The sequence below is a fragment of the Pseudomonas asturiensis genome, from assembly GCF_900143095.1.
GTDB classification, from domain to species: Bacteria; Pseudomonadota; Gammaproteobacteria; order Pseudomonadales; family Pseudomonadaceae; genus Aquipseudomonas; species Aquipseudomonas asturiensis.
Genome location: NZ_FRDA01000003.1, coordinates 173,567 through 189,692, shown reverse-complemented (window position 1 = coordinate 189,692; position 16,126 = coordinate 173,567). Strand labels below are relative to the sequence as shown.

10 protein-coding genes are annotated in these 16,126 nt (G+C 59.9%); 5 read left to right on the top strand and 5 right to left on the bottom strand.

The features are described 5' to 3' along the window. Nucleotides 1-304 precede the first annotated feature (304 nt). Entirely contained in the window at nucleotides 305-1,717 is a 1,413-nt protein-coding gene (locus BUB69_RS06510) for a transglycosylase SLT domain-containing protein (RefSeq protein WP_073163563.1), read from the bottom strand. Nucleotides 1,718-2,474: 757 nt separating this feature from the next. On the opposite strand from BUB69_RS06510, the gene BUB69_RS06505 reads away from it, so the two are divergent. Then, entirely contained in the window at nucleotides 2,475-7,097 is a 4,623-nt protein-coding gene (locus tag BUB69_RS06505; RefSeq protein ID WP_425439353.1) for an AvrE-family type 3 secretion system effector, read from the top strand. 48 nt (nucleotides 7,098-7,145) lie between these two features. Here BUB69_RS06505 and BUB69_RS06500 read toward each other — a convergent pair whose 3' ends face one another. Then, the gene (locus BUB69_RS06500) at nucleotides 7,146-7,535 is read right to left on the bottom strand and encodes a type III secretion system chaperone (protein WP_073163558.1); all 390 of its coding nucleotides are present in this window, start codon (nucleotides 7,533-7,535) and stop codon (nucleotides 7,146-7,148) included. A gap of 291 nt (nucleotides 7,536-7,826) precedes the next feature. Between BUB69_RS06500 and BUB69_RS06495 the strand changes: the two genes are divergently transcribed. Then, complete coding sequence (locus tag BUB69_RS06495; protein ID WP_073163556.1) at nucleotides 7,827-9,128, top strand: pectate lyase; 1,302 nt, start codon at nucleotides 7,827-7,829, stop codon at nucleotides 9,126-9,128. Between the two features lie 77 nt (nucleotides 9,129-9,205). Here the strand turns inward: BUB69_RS06495 and BUB69_RS06490 are convergent, their stop codons facing one another. Then, nucleotides 9,206-10,678 carry a type III effector gene (locus BUB69_RS06490; protein WP_073163554.1) on the bottom strand — a complete coding sequence of 491 codons (1,473 nt, stop codon included), beginning with the start codon at nucleotides 10,676-10,678 and terminating at the stop codon, nucleotides 9,206-9,208. 324 nt (nucleotides 10,679-11,002) lie between these two features. Here BUB69_RS06490 and BUB69_RS06485 point away from each other — a divergent pair, with 324 nt between their 5' ends. Then, nucleotides 11,003-11,950 (top strand): bestrophin family protein, encoded by a 948-nt coding sequence (locus tag BUB69_RS06485; RefSeq protein ID WP_073163552.1) that lies wholly within the window; start codon nucleotides 11,003-11,005, stop codon nucleotides 11,948-11,950. Here BUB69_RS06485 and BUB69_RS06480 read toward each other — a convergent pair. After that, complete coding sequence (locus tag BUB69_RS06480; protein WP_073163549.1) at nucleotides 11,932-13,539, bottom strand: M10 family metallopeptidase C-terminal domain-containing protein; 1,608 nt, start codon at nucleotides 13,537-13,539, stop codon at nucleotides 11,932-11,934. The two genes, BUB69_RS06485 and BUB69_RS06480, sit on opposite strands and share 19 nt — an antisense overlap. A gap of 503 nt (nucleotides 13,540-14,042) precedes the next feature. Here BUB69_RS06480 and BUB69_RS06475 point away from each other — a divergent pair. Then, nucleotides 14,043-14,252 (top strand): hypervirulence associated TUDOR domain-containing protein, encoded by a 210-nt coding sequence (locus tag BUB69_RS06475; protein WP_024694286.1) that lies wholly within the window; start codon nucleotides 14,043-14,045, stop codon nucleotides 14,250-14,252. 8 nt (nucleotides 14,253-14,260) lie between these two features. On the opposite strand, the gene BUB69_RS06470 is transcribed toward BUB69_RS06475, so the two are convergent. Then, nucleotides 14,261-15,178, bottom strand: a complete 918-nt coding sequence (locus tag BUB69_RS06470) for a LysR substrate-binding domain-containing protein (RefSeq protein ID WP_073163547.1) — start codon at nucleotides 15,176-15,178, stop codon at nucleotides 14,261-14,263. Nucleotides 15,179-15,365: 187 nt separating this feature from the next. Between BUB69_RS06470 and BUB69_RS06465 the strand changes: the two genes are divergently transcribed. After that, a complete protein-coding gene (locus tag BUB69_RS06465; RefSeq protein ID WP_073163546.1) occupies nucleotides 15,366-16,115 on the top strand; it encodes an SDR family NAD(P)-dependent oxidoreductase in 750 nt (249 codons plus the stop codon). The last annotated feature ends 11 nt before the right edge of the window (nucleotides 16,116-16,126 follow it).

Below are 16,126 nucleotides of genomic sequence, written 5' to 3'. Positions count from 1 at the left end.
CTCAGTGGCTTTGTAAAAAAGTTCAATAAATCTTGTGGTCATCAGGCTTGCAGATGGGATCCCATCAACCGAATGTTTCTAAATGTGTGTAAAGATGCCGACACAAAACATCTAAAAAGCTCATCTTATTAACCGAGTTTTTCGATAGTTAAATGACCCATCCAGCTATGGATACGGCATATGGCAGGCAGGCTCAGCAAGGCCAAGCGTTGTATTTAAGCCGTTACAAATCGACTTGGCAGCCGACAAAGGCACCAAAAAAGGGCGCACCTGAGGGATATCGCGGGTACCTGTCGCGCGCAATCTACTGGCGTGGATCACTCGCAAGCACCACAACACGCGGACCTGCTCGCAGCACTTCCGGCTGCGTGCGACGCTCCCGATTCTCGACCACGGGAGGTGGTGAGGGTTGAGGTGTCCGCTCCACAGCGACGGGCGGTGGTGAAACGGGTGATGAACGGTCAGCGACAGTCTCAGGCATGGGTCGCTGCGGCGCAGGTTCAGGTACAACGGACGGTGTTGGCGTTGGCGTTGGCCGCTCCATGACGACGGGAACCGACTTCACAACCTTGGGAACCGGCCCCCGTTCCGCTACCCGCTGCGGCATGACAGGAGGTGCTACAGGTGCAGGTGCAGATGCGGGTTCAGATACAGGTGCAGGCGCCACCCAGGACGGCTCTCCCCTCATACGCGCCAGACTGGCAGTCAGCAGCTGCTTTTGAGTCTTGGGCACCAGCAGTCGCCCCGGACCGTCCGGGGTCTTCTTGCGCAAAAAGGCTGAGTTGAGCCTCAACAACTGCCCTTCATCCACGCCTGCGGTGGCAGCCAGCCGGGGAATGTCCACGGCATGATTGAGTTCAACCACGTCGAAATACGCTGTATTGGCGACCGGTGTCAGCTTCACACCGTAGGCTTCCGGATTGCGCACCAGCAACGACAGCGCGAGCAGGCGCGGCACATAGTCCTGGGTTTCCCTGGGCAGCGACAGGCTCCAGTAATCGGTGGGCAGTCCACGCCGTCGATTGGCTTCGACCGCCCGGCCCACAGTGCCCTCTCCGCAATTGTAGGCGGCCAGCGCCAGCAGCCAGTCATTGTCGAACTCATCGTGCAGGCGCGTGAGGTAATCCATGGCCGCCTTGCTGGACGCCACCACGTCACGCCGGGCGTCGTAGGTCGCGCTCTGATGCAGGTTGAAATCACGTCCCGTGGACGGAATGAACTGCCATAGACCCGCCGCAGCGGCCGACGAGTTGGCCATGGGGTTGTAGGCGCTTTCGATCATCGGCAATAACGCCAGCTCCATCGGCATCCTGCGCTCATCCAGACGCTCGACAATAAAGTGCAGATAGGGCGCGGCTCGCTCACTGGCACCTTTCAAAAAGCCACGGTTGCTCAGCAGCCAGTCACGCTGGCGGGCGATCCGTTCGTTAATGTCCTTACCTTTTACCAGCGTGCTGCGTTGGGCAACCCGCTGCCACACATCTTCCCCGTTATAGACAGGCAGATCATCGGGCACCTCAAGCGATGTCCCGCTCGACGGATACACATCGGGGCTGTAATTCAGGCCCGCGATGAGCCTTGGGGTGCGCTCGGCGCGCGGCTGGGCGTAGTCCACGGACTGGCAGCCTGCGCACAACGAGCCCAGCGCCAGGGCGGCGATGCGAATCGAGCGGGCAAGCGAATGGCGGCTCGTAAGATGAGGGTCAACGGCTGGCATGAGCGGGGATGTCCTGATCGTGTAGACCCTACGTGGCTTGTCCGGCATTCCGGTTCCCTGAGGGCGGACACTCCCCCTTGGGCGGGACCGTCCAACCTGCCACGTATCGCATGGAACCTGCGGCCGCGCCCTTGCCACTCAGACACAGGCAAGACTTCTCGGGATTCGTCAAAGGCTCCATCGGGCCAAACAGGGAGATAATCGCGTGCTCGTAAATTCAACGCACCGGAACACCGGACTTAACGTGCAGCCAGAAGCGGTTGCCAGTACCAGCACAAACACTGACGTACACCAACAACGAGCCCGGCGACCGACCCAAGGCTGCGCCCACTCTCTGAGCACTATCGGCAAGCGGATGGCTCACGGTGTTGGAAGGCTGTTCCAGAAGCCTCATCCACCTCGCCAGACTGCCACCGGCACGAACAACGCCAGAAGCACGAGCACGCCCATACGCACACCGGTGCCTGGGTCCTCATCGAGATCGGCCTCTTCATCCGGGTATGCACCAGGGTCGGAATCCGAATCGGTCTCGGCATCGACGTCTGTCTATGCATCAGGATCTGGCTATGCACCCGGATCCGAATCCTCATCGGTGTCCGGATTGAGCCATGCCTCTGATCCTGAACACCCTCCCCGTTCGGTATCTGCCTCTGCATCTTCATCTGCACCCGCCTCTTTATCCGGATATGCACCTGACTCCGAATCCACATCGACGTTGGCATCCGCACTGTCGCGCAGCAATGGCGGGCGCTTCGAGATGCAGCAGGATCGTCTTGAGCGTCTCGCCCAGCCGCAGAATACGATTGCGCTGGGCCTCAATGGCCAGGCCGACTTCACGACGTTCAGCCCGCCCGGTGTCGGACCACTGCTCAACAGCATCCTGGCCAAGCCCGGCCAGACGTATCTGGCGCATGACAGCCGGCCGGACGCAAACCAGCATCTGCTGCTCGAATCCGACGGGCATCTGCTTCATCTGGATCAGCACAATGACTCGCTGTCGTTGATTCGCAGCAGCGGTCAACTGCCCAACCTGCAGGGCGGCGATCCCTTGACGGTGAAGTTGCAGAGTGACGGCGGGCAGGCCCGCATTCAGGCACCGGCGGGCAATGCGACCCAGGGCCTGCCGGGCAAGGCGCACATCGCCCACATCACCGGCGTGTATCAGGGACCCGATGGCCAGCGCATGCGGGTGCATGAAGACAGGCTGTATGAATTCGATCAGAACAGTGCCAGCTGGAAAGCCCCCGAGGGCACTGAAGACATTGCATTCAATGCACTGACAATGGGCGGCAACGGCGCCGTCTACGCAAAAAGCGATGACGTTCTGGTCGACCTTTCCAGCCCGCTGATGCCGCACCTTGAGGCCAAAGACCTCAAATCCTTTTCGGTTGCGCCGGATAACACTGCGGCGCTGCTCAGCGGCGATGATGTGCAGTCCATCCTGCTGGCGGACATGAGCCCCGGCATCGGAGGCGCAAAACGGCAAAAGGTACTGGAGCTCGACGGCGGACAGTCTGAGGCAGCGGCCGTTGGTTTGAGCGCGGATCGGCTGTTCGTCGCCGACACTCAGGGCAGGATTTACAGTGCCGATCGTCAGGCATTCGAAAGTGATGACCCATTGCTGCGGCTGATGCCTGAGCGCGAACATTATCTAATGGCCGGTGGCAGTCACAGCATGGTCACCGGGTTCATCAGCGGCGATGACGGCCGCCTGCATGCGCTGGTCCAGGATCGCGCTGGCAGCGTCCACTCTCACGCACTCGACGAACAGCGCGCGCAACTGGACAGTGGCTGGAACCTCACCGACGCGTTGGTGCTGGACAATGTACGTGGCCTGACGCAAACCACCGAGCCTGCGCCTGCCGACCGACTCAATCTGGATCGGTCCGGGCTGGTGGGCATCAACGCCGGCCGGATTCAGCGCTGGGATGCGACCCCGCAGGCCTGGAAAGACACCGACATCAAGGACATCGACCTACTGCAACGCGGCGCCGACAGCAACGCCTATGTGCTCAAGGGTGGCAAACTGCACAAGCTCGACGTCAGCCCCGAGCACCACAAGGCTGCGTTCGGCTCGACCACATCGCTGGCCCAGGCCCCCCGCTCGACCAAGGTCGCCATGGGCGAGGAGATCGAAGGTCTGGATGACCGACTGATCAAGGCCTTCGCCATGGTCTCTGACAAGCAGTTCGTCGCCCTCGATGATCAAGGCCGACTCACCGCCCACCATAAAGATCGCAAGCCCGTCGACCTTAGTTTTCCGGGGCTTGCGGGCGACATCAAAACACTTGCCCTGGATGAAAAGCACAACCTGCATGCCCTGACCAGCACAGGCGAACTGTTCCGCCTGACCAAGGACATCTGGCAAGCCGCCAAACCTGCCGATCATCCAGAGGCCAGCTGGACACCTGTCGCGTCGCCCGACGGCCAGCCCGTCGCCGCCCTTTACAGCAACGATGACAATATCCTGAGCGCCAAGGTCGAGGACGCGGCCGGAGATGGCCTGCTCCAGCTCAAAAGCGGCAACTGGCAAGCGGTAGTGCCGCGCCCAGTGGAACAGAACGGCCTGAACGACTTGTTCTCGCGCATCACAGGCACGTTGAAAACCAAGCGTATTCCCGGCACTGGCGGCACTGGCAGGATGGACATCAACGTGCTGGGCCGCAGTGGCATGGAAAAAGGCAATCGCGCCAGCACCAAAGAATTCGTCCGCGCCAACATCTACAAGAACACCCTTGAAGCGCCGCGCTGGATGAAGAACGTCGGCGACTATGTGCAACACAGTTACCAGGGGCGTGAAGGACTGCGTCCGGTCTATGACTGTCAGTCCACGGTGTTCAAGCAGCTTGAACTGATTCATGAAACCGGTGAAACGCCACCGGCCGCAGGTAACGACCTCAAGGCCCGTATCGCGCGTCTTGATCTGGGTCCGGCGGGCGCGGATCTGGTCAAGGACCTGGAGGCGTTCCGCGATGAGCTGGAAAAACACACCTACACCGCACTGGTCGACATTGGCCAGGGCTACGGCCAGTTCAAAAGCCTGCGCCAGCGTGATGGGCTGCTGAACCTGCACGGCGAACTGGCAGAAAAATCCGCGCGCACCCAGATGGGCAAGAAGCTCAGCGATCTAGGGGCTAAACTCAACTTCAAGAACTCCGGTCATGACCTGGTCAAGGAGTTGCAGGACGCACTGACCCAGATCGCCCCGTCAGCAGAAAACCGCACCGGTCAGTTGCTGGAAGTCCTCAAGGACAACGGCCTGAAGGTCTCTCACCAGAAAGCCGATATTCCGTTGGGACAACGCCGCGACAAAGGTGACGAGCTCGCGTTGAGCAAGGCGCGTCTGGCGCTGGACGTGGTCACGCTCAAAAGCCTTGCCAACCTGCTCGATCAGCTTGAACTGGTCGGTCCGAACAGCGACCTGGGACCGTTGCAGGAAAAGCTCACTCACCTCAAAGAAACCACCTACGGCGAAAACCCGGTCAAGCAAGTGACCGACATGGGCTTTACCAATCACGCAGCGCTTGAGAGCGCCTACGATGCGATCAAATCGTTCCTGAAGTCCTTCAAGAAAGCCGACCATGCCACCAGCGTCAATCTGCGTGCCGCCAGCGGTGCCAAGGACCAGGCAGAACTGGCCACCAATCTGAAGGCAACCCTCAAGCAACTGGAACATGCCGATGATGAAATCAGCCTCCAGCGCAGCTACGGCCTGAACTTCACCAGCCCCTTCACCGTGCTCGCCAACCATACGCCAGGCCCATGGCCTACCGCGTCCGCCACCGGCAATCGCAACTACATTCTCAACGCCGAACGCGGCGAAGCAGGAATCACGCTGTATCTGATGACCGAAGCGGCAGGCAGCCTGAGTGGCGGCGTGGGTGGCGGCAAGGATTACTGGCCAGTCCTTTTCGACGAGAACAACCCCGCTCGCGCGGTCGATATCGGCAACAAACGCAAGTTGACGCCCGGCTTGCGGCTCGGCGTCGACGCGACAGTCACCGGCGCAGGTTCACAGCGGGCCGGGGTGGTGTTTCGAGTGCCGGATGAAGACATCGACCAGTTTGTCGATGACCTGTTCGAAGGCAAGGTAAACCCGATGCAGGTCCTGCAAAAGGCTGCCGACCACGAAACGTACGAAGCCCGACGCTTCAATTTCGATATCACCGCCGGCGCCAACGTCGACTTCCGTGTCGGCTTTGACCTGTCCGAAAACGGCGATAAACCATTGTCGGCGGTCGCTCGACTCGGCATCGCAGCCAGCGTCACCGTCAACCTGCTGACCTACACCGATTACTCGCTGGAGCAGAACAACGACAAGGTCCATCTGCGTGAAGGTGGCAAGAACCGGCCACGATTGCTCAATACCTTGATCGGTGCGTTCGGCGGACGCGCACAGCTTAGCGGCACCCACACCAATCCCGGCCCGCTGGCGCAACCCGGTACCCAGTCAGCGGCCAACAACATGGGCGTAACGGTCACGGGAACAGTGGATTCCAGAACCACCAAACGCGTGAAATTCCGCTATCAGGTGGCTCAGCCCATGACCACCAAGACGCTGGACAAGCTCTCCGACAGCCTCAAGGGCGCTTACAAGGATGCAGCGTCGAAAGCCGCGCTGGCGGCATTGGCCGACCCACTTGACCCGCGCTATGTCGACAAGACTCCTGAGCAAGCCATCCAGTCAAGACTGGACGGGCTGACGGCGTTCGTGGCCGAAAGACCGTCGCGCACGGATGCGCAATACAAGGCGGTACGCGAAGTGAAGCGCGCAGCCGTGCAGCACGAAGCCTCGGCCAACAACCACAGCGTGCTGGAAAATGCGCGCTTTGAAAGCAACTACACCAACCTCTCGCGCCTGGACGAACAGAGCATGATCACCAGCATCGTGGGTTCGGTGAAGGAGCTGAGCAACCCCAGCAACGCGTCCAGAGTCGCCGACCTGATGGAGCGCGATCCCAAGCTCAAGGCTCTGCTCAAGGGCATGCAGGCCAGCGAAGGCACGCTGGCCCGAGTCCGTCTGGAACCCAAGGACTCACTGATCGACGCCATCGACGAGGGCAGCCGCGCAGGCACCATGACCCAAGGCGAGCTCGCGACTCGGCTGGAGAATCGCAACGACATGCGCATCAGGGCCCTGACGGTGTTCCACACTGCCACTCAACCGGAAAACTTCACCTCACCCACACCTCTGGTCAGCTACAACAGCGGGGCCTCGCTCAGCGTGACCAAAACGGTCGGCCGTATCGTATTCCAGTACGGTGAAGACCAGGACACGCCGATTGGCTACACCTTCGACGGCGAGCAGTCCAGGCCCTCGGAAAACCTCAAGGAAGCAGCCAACACGTTGAATCAGGCCGGGCTGGTGCTGAAAAGCTGACGTAAAAAAGCGCCGATCCAGGTCGGCGCTTTTTGACAACGCGCAGTATCAGGCTTGCACGACGGTGCGGGCCTCACGTGCCTGGGCAATAAAACCGCGAGTCATGTTACAGAACCCCGCCTCATCCAGTGACGCCAGGTCACGCTGGGCACACAGGCGTACGTTGCCCTGATCCAGTGCGAACCAGCAACCATGCAGGCGCGCGACATCGAAATTCAGGTTCAACAGGCGTTGCAGGTCCGCGGCGCGCTCCGGGGTGCGACCGACGCGGCAATGGAAGACCACCATCTCGCTGTGTTCGGGCAGCTCGATCACGGCAACTTCGTGGTCCTGGCTGTCGTACAGGGCACACACCCCGTTCTGCACCGACAGCGGGGTGCCCAACTGAGTGCCCAACGCGTTGATGAAACGGGCGAAGGCGGTCGTGGAAGTGTTCATCGCATAGTCCTTTAGAGAGTGGATCTGAAGATGCCGAACACTGTGTGGCCGAAAGGTTTGATCGGTTCCGCGCACCGGTCTGTTTCCAGGGCCTGGTTCAGTGACCGGCAGCGCACAGGCGTGGGTAAAACCCGGACAGAACGGGAACTGCACCTTCGCTCGTAACCACTCACTTCACGCAACGTCAATCCAAACGCCCTCACTCCCGATATCGAACCGACAGGGACGCAGCGATCCTTCCTGATGGATTCAGGACCTCGCTCGCCAACGTGTCATCAACGAGGTAAGCACATGAGCATCGGTCTTTCGCCACGCCCGCTTCAAGGCACTTCGCCCGCACTGGACTTCTCGGCATTGAGTGGCAAAAGCCCTCAGCAGAACGCAGTGGGTGATCAGCAAAACCAGCAATCCATCGATCCCGGTGCCCTGCTGTTCAACACGGGCAAGCAGCAAGACGTCAATTTCGGTCCGCCCAACGTCACCAATCAGAATGCAGTCGATGGCAGCAAGTCCGGTGAAGGCCAGGACAATGTGATCAAGATGCTGACTGCACTGCTGATGTCGCTCATACAGATGCTCATGAAGCTGACGGGCCAGGATAAAAATCCAGCCGATGAGCAGCAGCAACAGGACCCGTACCAGAACAACAGTGGCCTGGGTACGCAGCCGACTGACAGCGGTGGCGGTGGTGGCGACGGTGGCGGCGTTACGCCAGATGCCGCAGGCGGTGGCGGAGGTACACCGACCGCAGCGGGCGGCGATGGCGGCGGCGATGCAGGCAGCGGCGCCCCAACGACTTCAGGACCCAATGGCAGTGGCACTGGCGGCGGTGTCGGCACGCCCACGGACACAGGCACCGGCGGCGACAGCAGCGTTGGCAGCACATCCCCTTCGGTAACCAGTCCTTCAACCAGCCCGACCGGCAAGTCGGACCCAGGCACAGCGTCTGGCATCAAACCCGTTGAAGTGCCCAAGGCATCCGGCGATACCGTGACGGTGAACGAAACCATCAAGGTAGGCCCAGGCCAGGTGTTTGACGGTGGCGGCAAGACCTACACCGCTGGCAGCAACCTAGGCAACGGCGACCAGAGCGAGAACCAGAAACCGTTGTTTGAGCTGGCCGAGGGCGCCACGCTGAAGAACGTCAACCTGGGCGAAAACGAGGCTGACGGCATTCATGTTCGTGCCGCCAACGAGAAAGCCGTGACGATCCAGAATCTTCACGCCGCCAACGTGGGTGAAGACCTGATCACGGTCAAGGGCGAAGGTGGGGCCAACGTCACCAATCTGAACATCCTCGACAGCAGCGCCAAAGGTGCCAATGACAAGGTCGTGCAACTCAACGCTAACACCCACCTGAATATGGATGGCTTCAAGGCTGACGACTTCGGCACGCTGGTGCGCACCAACGGTGGCAAACAGTTTGATGACATGGAGCTGAAGCTGAACAACGTCGAAGCCAACCACGGCAAGTTCGCATTGGTCAAAAGCGACAGCGAAGACCTGAAGCTGGCCACCAGCAACATCGCCATGACCGACGTCAAACACGCTTACGACAAAACCAAAGCTTCGACTCAGCACACCGAAGCCTGAAACACCGTTCAAGCCACAACCTAAAAGGGCGCGTTCTTTCGAACGCGCCCTTTTTACGTTTTATTGAAGCTCTGGGTTCAGGAACGCCCTGCCCCCAGAGGCCACTCACTCGGCGACCCGGCCGGGATGCCACCTTCTTCCAGATCGGGCTCACGCACGTTGCGATGGCGCAAGGTGTCAAAGGTGTTGCGTAAGGTGGCACCGGTGGCCGTGATCACTTCTTCACCCGCACGCAGACCCGCGCTGGCAAGTTCTGCGGTCTGGCTGGCCACGTAACCGGTTGCGCTGGAGGCGGCTGACTTCACCGTTTCCTGGACGAACGCTTCGGCTTTATCCACTGCAGGATCGGTCACCACGCCAGCGGTGGTCCAGGCCGCGAATACGCCTGCGGAACCTGCCAGGTTTGTGAGCTGACTGACCGCCGCCTTGGTGGCCGGGTCGGTGATATTTTTGGTGGCCATTTCCTGCAACTTGCCGACCCCGGCAAAACCACCCGCCAACGCCAGGCCGTTTTGCGTAAGGCTGGTGGCCGAAACCAGGCTGCGGACCGCCTTCATCCCGTCAGTGGCAATGTCCAGCGGCAAACCGGCCAGGCGCTTGCCGGCATTAAGCGCTGCGCCGGAGTAACTGGCAGACTTGATAGCGTTATAGGCATCAAGCCAGTCCGTTTCTGCCTCCAGATCTGCCTTGGGCTCCTTGTCCTTGAGGCCCAGCACGAACGCCCCGCCGCGCAAGTGATCACGTGCCTGAACGCTGAGCATGCGATTGCCCAGACCGGCGTTGGCCGCAAGGCCGCCTGCGGCCGACACGGTGATGTCCACCGCACCCTGAACCTTGGGATGCGACGCCAGTGCCGGGGCCAGTACCGTGCGCAGGGCATTGCGCGCCGTGTAAGTCTGCACGCCGATGCCCAGGTCCACAGACTGCTGGACGAGCCCTGGCGAATGGCGTTTGACGGAGGCGGCCATCACGTCATGAAGTTTTTCCGGTGCTGCGGCCAGGTAATGAATGTCATCGGTGGCACGGTTCATCACACCCGTGCCGACCTGATCCATGACACCCGACAGCGCGCCGGAGATCAGCGGTGTCAGCGGCTTCAACGAGGTCGGCAACCAGTCGCCCTTGTTAATGGCAGGCTGCATGTACTGAAGCACCGATGCGGCTGCAAACGGCATGGCCCTCAATGAACTGGACGCGGTAGTCGCCAGCCGGTCGAGCTTCTGCGCCTTGGCGAAGGTGTCGGCAATGGTGCCTTTGGTTTCGCCCTGGGCATGCAGGCGTCTGGCGCGACTGTCGGCCAACGCATCGACCTTCTCGTTATGGGTCCGTACGGCGGCATGTTCCTCGCTTGAAGCGTTGTCTGCCGGGGCCGGCAGCTTGTGGGCGGCGAAGACCTGATCTTTCAGGTAATCCGTGATCGCTTGCAGATCCGCGTGAGCCGTCGGGCTGGTTGCTTCCACATATCCGGTCGCGTCGGATTCATGGGCAGAGTGGATTTCGTTGAGTTGAATAGCGGGCTGTTGAATGGGACGGTTGACGATAGGCGTCATGGGAGTTTCCTCTTGAGTGCATCCGTTCGAATGGCAAAGCGCCAGGGGAGGTGTCCCGGAAAACAGCTTGCCTGCCTGGTGGCGTTGGCTTCGGGACGGTCGATCAAGCCGTGACAGGCGTCACGCAGGTGTTCAGGGTTGCCCTTGAAAGGATCGACTGAGGCTGGGTGGTCATCAGTGCAGGGAAGGTTCCAGGCAATGGACGCAGGCAAGACTCACGGTGCATCGATTAAGCGACGGTTAAGCCTCGTCCCGTAGGTTTGTGTCACGACTTGTTACAACTGTGTGAGAAGTCATTCTCCAACCCCGGACAGGAGCAACCTCATGACCGGTCTCTTTGAAAAGAAATGGAAGTGCTTCAAAAGGACGCTGACCTACGTCGGCTGGTCGCTGCTGTGGCTGTTGATCTGGGATATCGGCGTGACGATGGATGTCATGCTGGTGCAAGGCAGCGGTATCGACATTCCCCTGATGCCACTGACACTGTTGTGCTCGGCGCTGATCGTGCTGATCAGCTTTCGCAACTCCAGTGCCTACAATCGCTGGTGGGAAGCGCGCACGTTATGGGGCGCGATGGTCAATAGCTCGCGCAGTTACGGTCGTCAGGTCTTGAGCTTGATCGATGGAGAAGGCCTACACCGCCACAACCCGGTAAAAACCCTGCTTTTGCGTCGTCACGTGGCCTACCTGCGTGCACTGCGAGCTCATCTGAGAGGCGATGTCAGCGCGGCGCAACTCGGCGGGCTGATCCCTGAGTCTGAAATACAACGGGCGCTGAGCAGCAACAACGTTCCCAATGACATCCTCAACGGCTCGGCGGGAATCCTTGCCGACGAGTTTGCCGAAGGCCGACTGGACAGCATCCGCTTCACCCGGCTTGAAACCACCCTGCTCGACCTGTCCAACTGCCAGGGCGGCATGGAGCGCATTGCCAACACGCCGTTGCCCTACCCTTACGTCTATTTCCCAAGGCTGTTCAGTGCATTGTTCTGCGTGATCATGCCGCTGAGCATGGTGACCACCCTGGGCTGGTTCACCCCGCTGATATCGACGGTGGTGGGTTGCCTGCTGTTGGCGATGGAGCGGATCGGCACCGACCTGCAGGCACCGTTCGGCACCAGTCAGCACCGCATCCGCATGGATGACCTGTGCCAGAACATCGAGAAGAACCTGTGTTCGATGTACAACGAGCCCATAAAGGGCCCGTTGCTGTCACCTGTGAACGTGGACACACGCCCGATCGGTCATGCGTTTCACGCCGCCATGTCATGAGCCGTGAGCGTATCGACGCCGACCAGCTTGATCTCGAAGTCCGCGTGCAGGTCGCCGTTAACGTTGCCGTACAACACATGATCGACGAAACGCAGCTGGCCTGCAGCGGTGAAATCGCCGCTGCCAATGAAGGTGAACGCGTCCAGCGCCTGGGTATCGGCATTGGCGTCCAGCTTGAGAAAGCTCAGCTTGTCGCCTTCCTGACTGCTGAAATCCGTGATGACGTCCCGTGCCTGGCCCTTGCCCATTTCCGCAACGCTGTTGAAGACGAAACGGTCAGCGCCTGAGCCGCCAGTCAGGATGTCAGTGCCAAAGCCGCCCACAAGTTTGTCCCTGCCTGCGCCGCCGTCGAGAACGTTGTTGGCGTCGTTGCCGGTGAGTGTATTGTCACGCTCGTTACCCACCACGTTGAACGCGCCCTTGCCACGCACGTGGACGTTTTCAAAGTTGGCCAGTTGCGCCGAGTTGAGGTCCAGGGTGACCGCGGTCTGCGAGAGGTTGTCGTAAGTGATCTTGAGCGAATCGACACCCTGATTGGCCTGCTCCTTGACCAGCCCCAGCTCGGCGGCCTGATCGATCACATAGGTATCATTGCCCAGCCCGCCGATCATGGTGTCCACGCCACCGCGACCATCGAGTACGTTCGCCGCGTCGTTGCCGATCAGCGTGTCATTGAACGCCGAGCCGATGGCATTTTCGATGGTCACGCCGTAGGCGATGGCCAGGCCTGAATCCATCACCGTCGGGCTGTCGGGTGTCACGTTGTAGTTGAGGAACGGCTTGCCGATGGTGCTGAACTCGCCTGGGTTGAGGTTGAGACTGACCGCCGCCGTCTGGTTGCTCGCGTCGATCGTGTCCTTGCCGCCTGCGTCCCAGATGGTCTCGAAAACCGACTGACCCGGCGCCCATTTGTAGACGTCATTGCCGGTGTGATACGACATGTTGGCGCCGTACAGGTACTGCATGGTCAGGATATCCAGCAGCATCGGCGTGGTCGGCTTGAAGCTGTAGTCGTTGGTGTAGCTCATGATGGTATAGCGGGCGTCTTCGAACTTGGGGTCGAGCAGCACGTCGTTGTACTGCGAGCCTTCGAACGAATGCTTCAAGCCCAGCGCGTGGCCGATTTCATGAATGAAGGTCAGGTAATCCAGCGAGCCTTTTTCAACCTTGTCGACCTTCACGTCAGGTCCAATCCAGACGTCGCCAGACCTGGGCAAGGTGCCCGGAACATAGGCCTGGCCCATCTCTGTGCCTTTAAGGCCATTGAACCCGCCAAAACGCAGATCACCGACCTGGGTGGCGGTATCTTCGACTTGTGTGAAGGTGATGTTCGCCACCGCACTCCATGCGTCCAGTGCACTCTTGGTGGCCGCTACCTGAGCTGCACTCAGCGAAAAGGCGTCGCCCGGTTCCTGACTGCGACTGTAGTCACTGGCATACACCGATTGATCGTTATGAAAACTGTATGTCAGGTGGTTGCCTGACGGTCCGGCGGTCCAGTAAGGCCCGTACAGCAAACTCGTGACACGTTCGTCAGCGGGTTCTTCAGTCAGCAAATCAACGGGGGTCGAACCATCTGGGCTGGGCATAAATAATCCTGCAATGGGAATAACGACAAAAAATCCACAACTACACAGCTGTAGAGACCTGTTAAAAGCACCATGACGTAACGGATACAACCTGGACACAATACGTTACAAAATGGCGATTGGCGGGAAATTACTTGCGCGGTGCCGAAGATTTTCCATCACTGGAACGAACGTACTTAGTCCGCCCCTACAGAAACGCCTAGAGCCATTAACCTGTTGAAAGTAATGAATCTTTTAAATGATAAGTGTCATGTAGCCAAATCCTGACATGCAGGCATGGCGTCCTCTGACAATAGCCATCAGCCAAGTAAGACTGTTCAGCCGTAACAACAACTTGATCAGGTTTTATTGAGCACAGGCGTGCCCATTGAGTGCGTGCTCAACCGCAGCCTTGTCGATAACAGAAGAGACACGGGTGATGCGAGTCTGCAGGCCGGCTGAACGCTGTCTGAATACCGGCCTCTAACAACCAGACCTACCAGGAATCCTCAAGGAGAACCCCCATGCCCACTTCATTCAAGGTTGGCGATGCCGTGCGCTGGAACTCCGAAGCTGGCGAAATACGCGGCAAGATCACCAAGGTGCACGTCAAGGACGTGGCGTTCATGGGCAAGCACCGGCCTGCGTCCAAAGACAGTCCCCAGTACGAGGTCAAGAGCGACAAGACCGGGCACTTGGCTATGCATCACGAAGATGCCCTGCACAAGGCCTGAAGCCGGATTCAGAACACGAACCCGTGACCCAGCTCGCTCTCCATCCATTCCAGAAAGCGCCTGACTCTGGGAAAGCTGGAGTGGGCCTTGGGAAACACCAGGTGGTGTGCAGCCACCGGCGAACTCAACAGGTGCGGTGCGACTTCCAGCAACGCGCCGCTGTGCAGGTATTTCTGCGCCAGCAGTGTGCTTTCCAGCGCAAAGCCAAGGCCATGGCAGGCCGCCTCCAGCGTCATATAGGAGCGATCAAAGCTCAACGCGTAGGGTTTTTCCGGCCGCGCCAGGCCATGCTGGGCAAACAGCTCGGGCCACTTCAGCAGCGTGGCTTCGGACAGAATCAGTTCACCATTGAGCAGGTCTGTCGCGCTGTTGACCGGGTATCGTTCCAGCAGCTTCGGCGACGCCAGCACCGCGAAAGTTTCGTGACGCACGGTACGCACTTCATAGCTCGGCCAATTGGGTCGGCCATGGCGGAGATCGACGTCGATCTTGTCACGACTGAAGTGCAACGACTCGTAGGAACACGACAGGTTGATTTGAATATCCGGGTGGCTGATACGAAAGGCTTCCAGACGCGGCATCAGCCACAGCAGCCCGAAACTGGGTGACGAATGCAGACGCAGGCAGTCGAGGCTGACGTCGCTGGCGGCGCGCTCGGTGGCCACGGCCAGGCTGTGCAACAGGCCGGAAACCTCTTTCAGGTACTGCTCGCCTACCGGCGTCAGCGTCACCCCGCGTGCTGCACGCACGAACAGTTGCCGGCCAATCATCGCCTCCAGCCTGGCGAGTTGATGGCTGACCGCCGACGGCGTCAGATCCAGCACTTCGGCGGCGCGAGCCAGGTTGCCGAAACGTGCCGTTTGCTCGAAGGCCTGAATGGCTTTCAAGGGTGGCAGGTTGGAGGGTGCATCGTTGTCGGCCCGCATAAGGCTCCCAGGCATCAGGAAAATTGAGTTCTTCCCATTCAAGCACTGCCTGAGGGCTCTGACGAGAGGTGAATTTTTTTCATCGACCAGTGATGTTTGCGTTATTGCTCGCCAGCAGCCCCCGGAACACTCTGAGCTCATCGATCACCTGGATCGACCCCATAACAATAATCAGAGGACTCCCCTCATGCTGCTTCAAGGCAAAATCGCAATCATCACCGGTGCCGCTTCAGCCCGCGGAATCGGTCGTGCCACCGCTGTCACCTTCGCGCAACACGGCGCACGGGTGGTGATACTCGATCTGGATGAATCCGCCGCACGCGACGCCGCCGCCGCGTTGGGTGAAGGCCATCTGGGGCTGGCCGCCAACGTGGCCGATGAATCCCAGGTCAAACAAGCCGTTGCCAGGATCATCGAACACTTCGGCCGCATCGACGTGCTGGTCAACAACGCTGGCATCACCCAACCTATCAAGACACTGGACATCCGTCCGGGCGATTACGACAAGGTGCTGGACGTCAGTCTGCGCGGCACGCTGTTGATGTCGCAGGCCGTAATTCCAAGCATGCGGGCGCAAGGCTCTGGCAGCATCGTGTGCATGTCGTCGGTCTCGGCGCAGCGTGGCGGCGGCATCTTCGGCGGCCCACACTACAGCGCAGCGAAAGCGGGCGTGCTTGGGCTGGGCAAGGCCATGGCACGGGAGTTCGGCCCGGACCAGATTCGCATCAACTCCATCGCGCCGGGTCTGATTCATACCGACATCACCGGCGGGTTGATGCAGGACGAGCGACGCCACGCGATCATCGAAGGCATTCCGCTGGGTCGCCTGGGCGCGGCGCAGGACGTGGCCAATGCGGCACTGTTTCTGGCCAGTGACCTGTCCTCATACCTGACCGGCGTTACGCTGGATGTGAACGGCGGCATGTTGATTCACTGATCGCCATCCGC

Excerpts from the sequence above, each read along its gene's own strand:
- BUB69_RS06510 (WP_073163563.1), bottom strand. The coding sequence starts at position 1,717 with ATGCCAGCCGTTGACCCTCATCTTACGAGCCGCCATTCGCTTGCCCGC.
- BUB69_RS06505 (WP_425439353.1), top strand. The coding sequence starts at position 2,475 with ATGCAGCAGGATCGTCTTGAGCGTCTCGCCCAGCCGCAGAATACGATT.
- BUB69_RS06500 (WP_073163558.1), bottom strand. The coding sequence starts at position 7,535 with ATGAACACTTCCACGACCGCCTTCGCCCGTTTCATCAACGCGTTGGGC.
- BUB69_RS06495 (WP_073163556.1), top strand. The coding sequence starts at position 7,827 with ATGAGCATCGGTCTTTCGCCACGCCCGCTTCAAGGCACTTCGCCCGCA.
- BUB69_RS06490 (WP_073163554.1), bottom strand. The coding sequence starts at position 10,678 with ATGACGCCTATCGTCAACCGTCCCATTCAACAGCCCGCTATTCAACTC.
- BUB69_RS06485 (WP_073163552.1), top strand. The coding sequence starts at position 11,003 with ATGACCGGTCTCTTTGAAAAGAAATGGAAGTGCTTCAAAAGGACGCTG.
- BUB69_RS06480 (WP_073163549.1), bottom strand. The coding sequence starts at position 13,539 with ATGCCCAGCCCAGATGGTTCGACCCCCGTTGATTTGCTGACTGAAGAA.
- BUB69_RS06475 (WP_024694286.1), top strand. The coding sequence starts at position 14,043 with ATGCCCACTTCATTCAAGGTTGGCGATGCCGTGCGCTGGAACTCCGAA.
- BUB69_RS06470 (WP_073163547.1), bottom strand. The coding sequence starts at position 15,178 with ATGCGGGCCGACAACGATGCACCCTCCAACCTGCCACCCTTGAAAGCC.
- BUB69_RS06465 (WP_073163546.1), top strand. The coding sequence starts at position 15,366 with ATGCTGCTTCAAGGCAAAATCGCAATCATCACCGGTGCCGCTTCAGCC.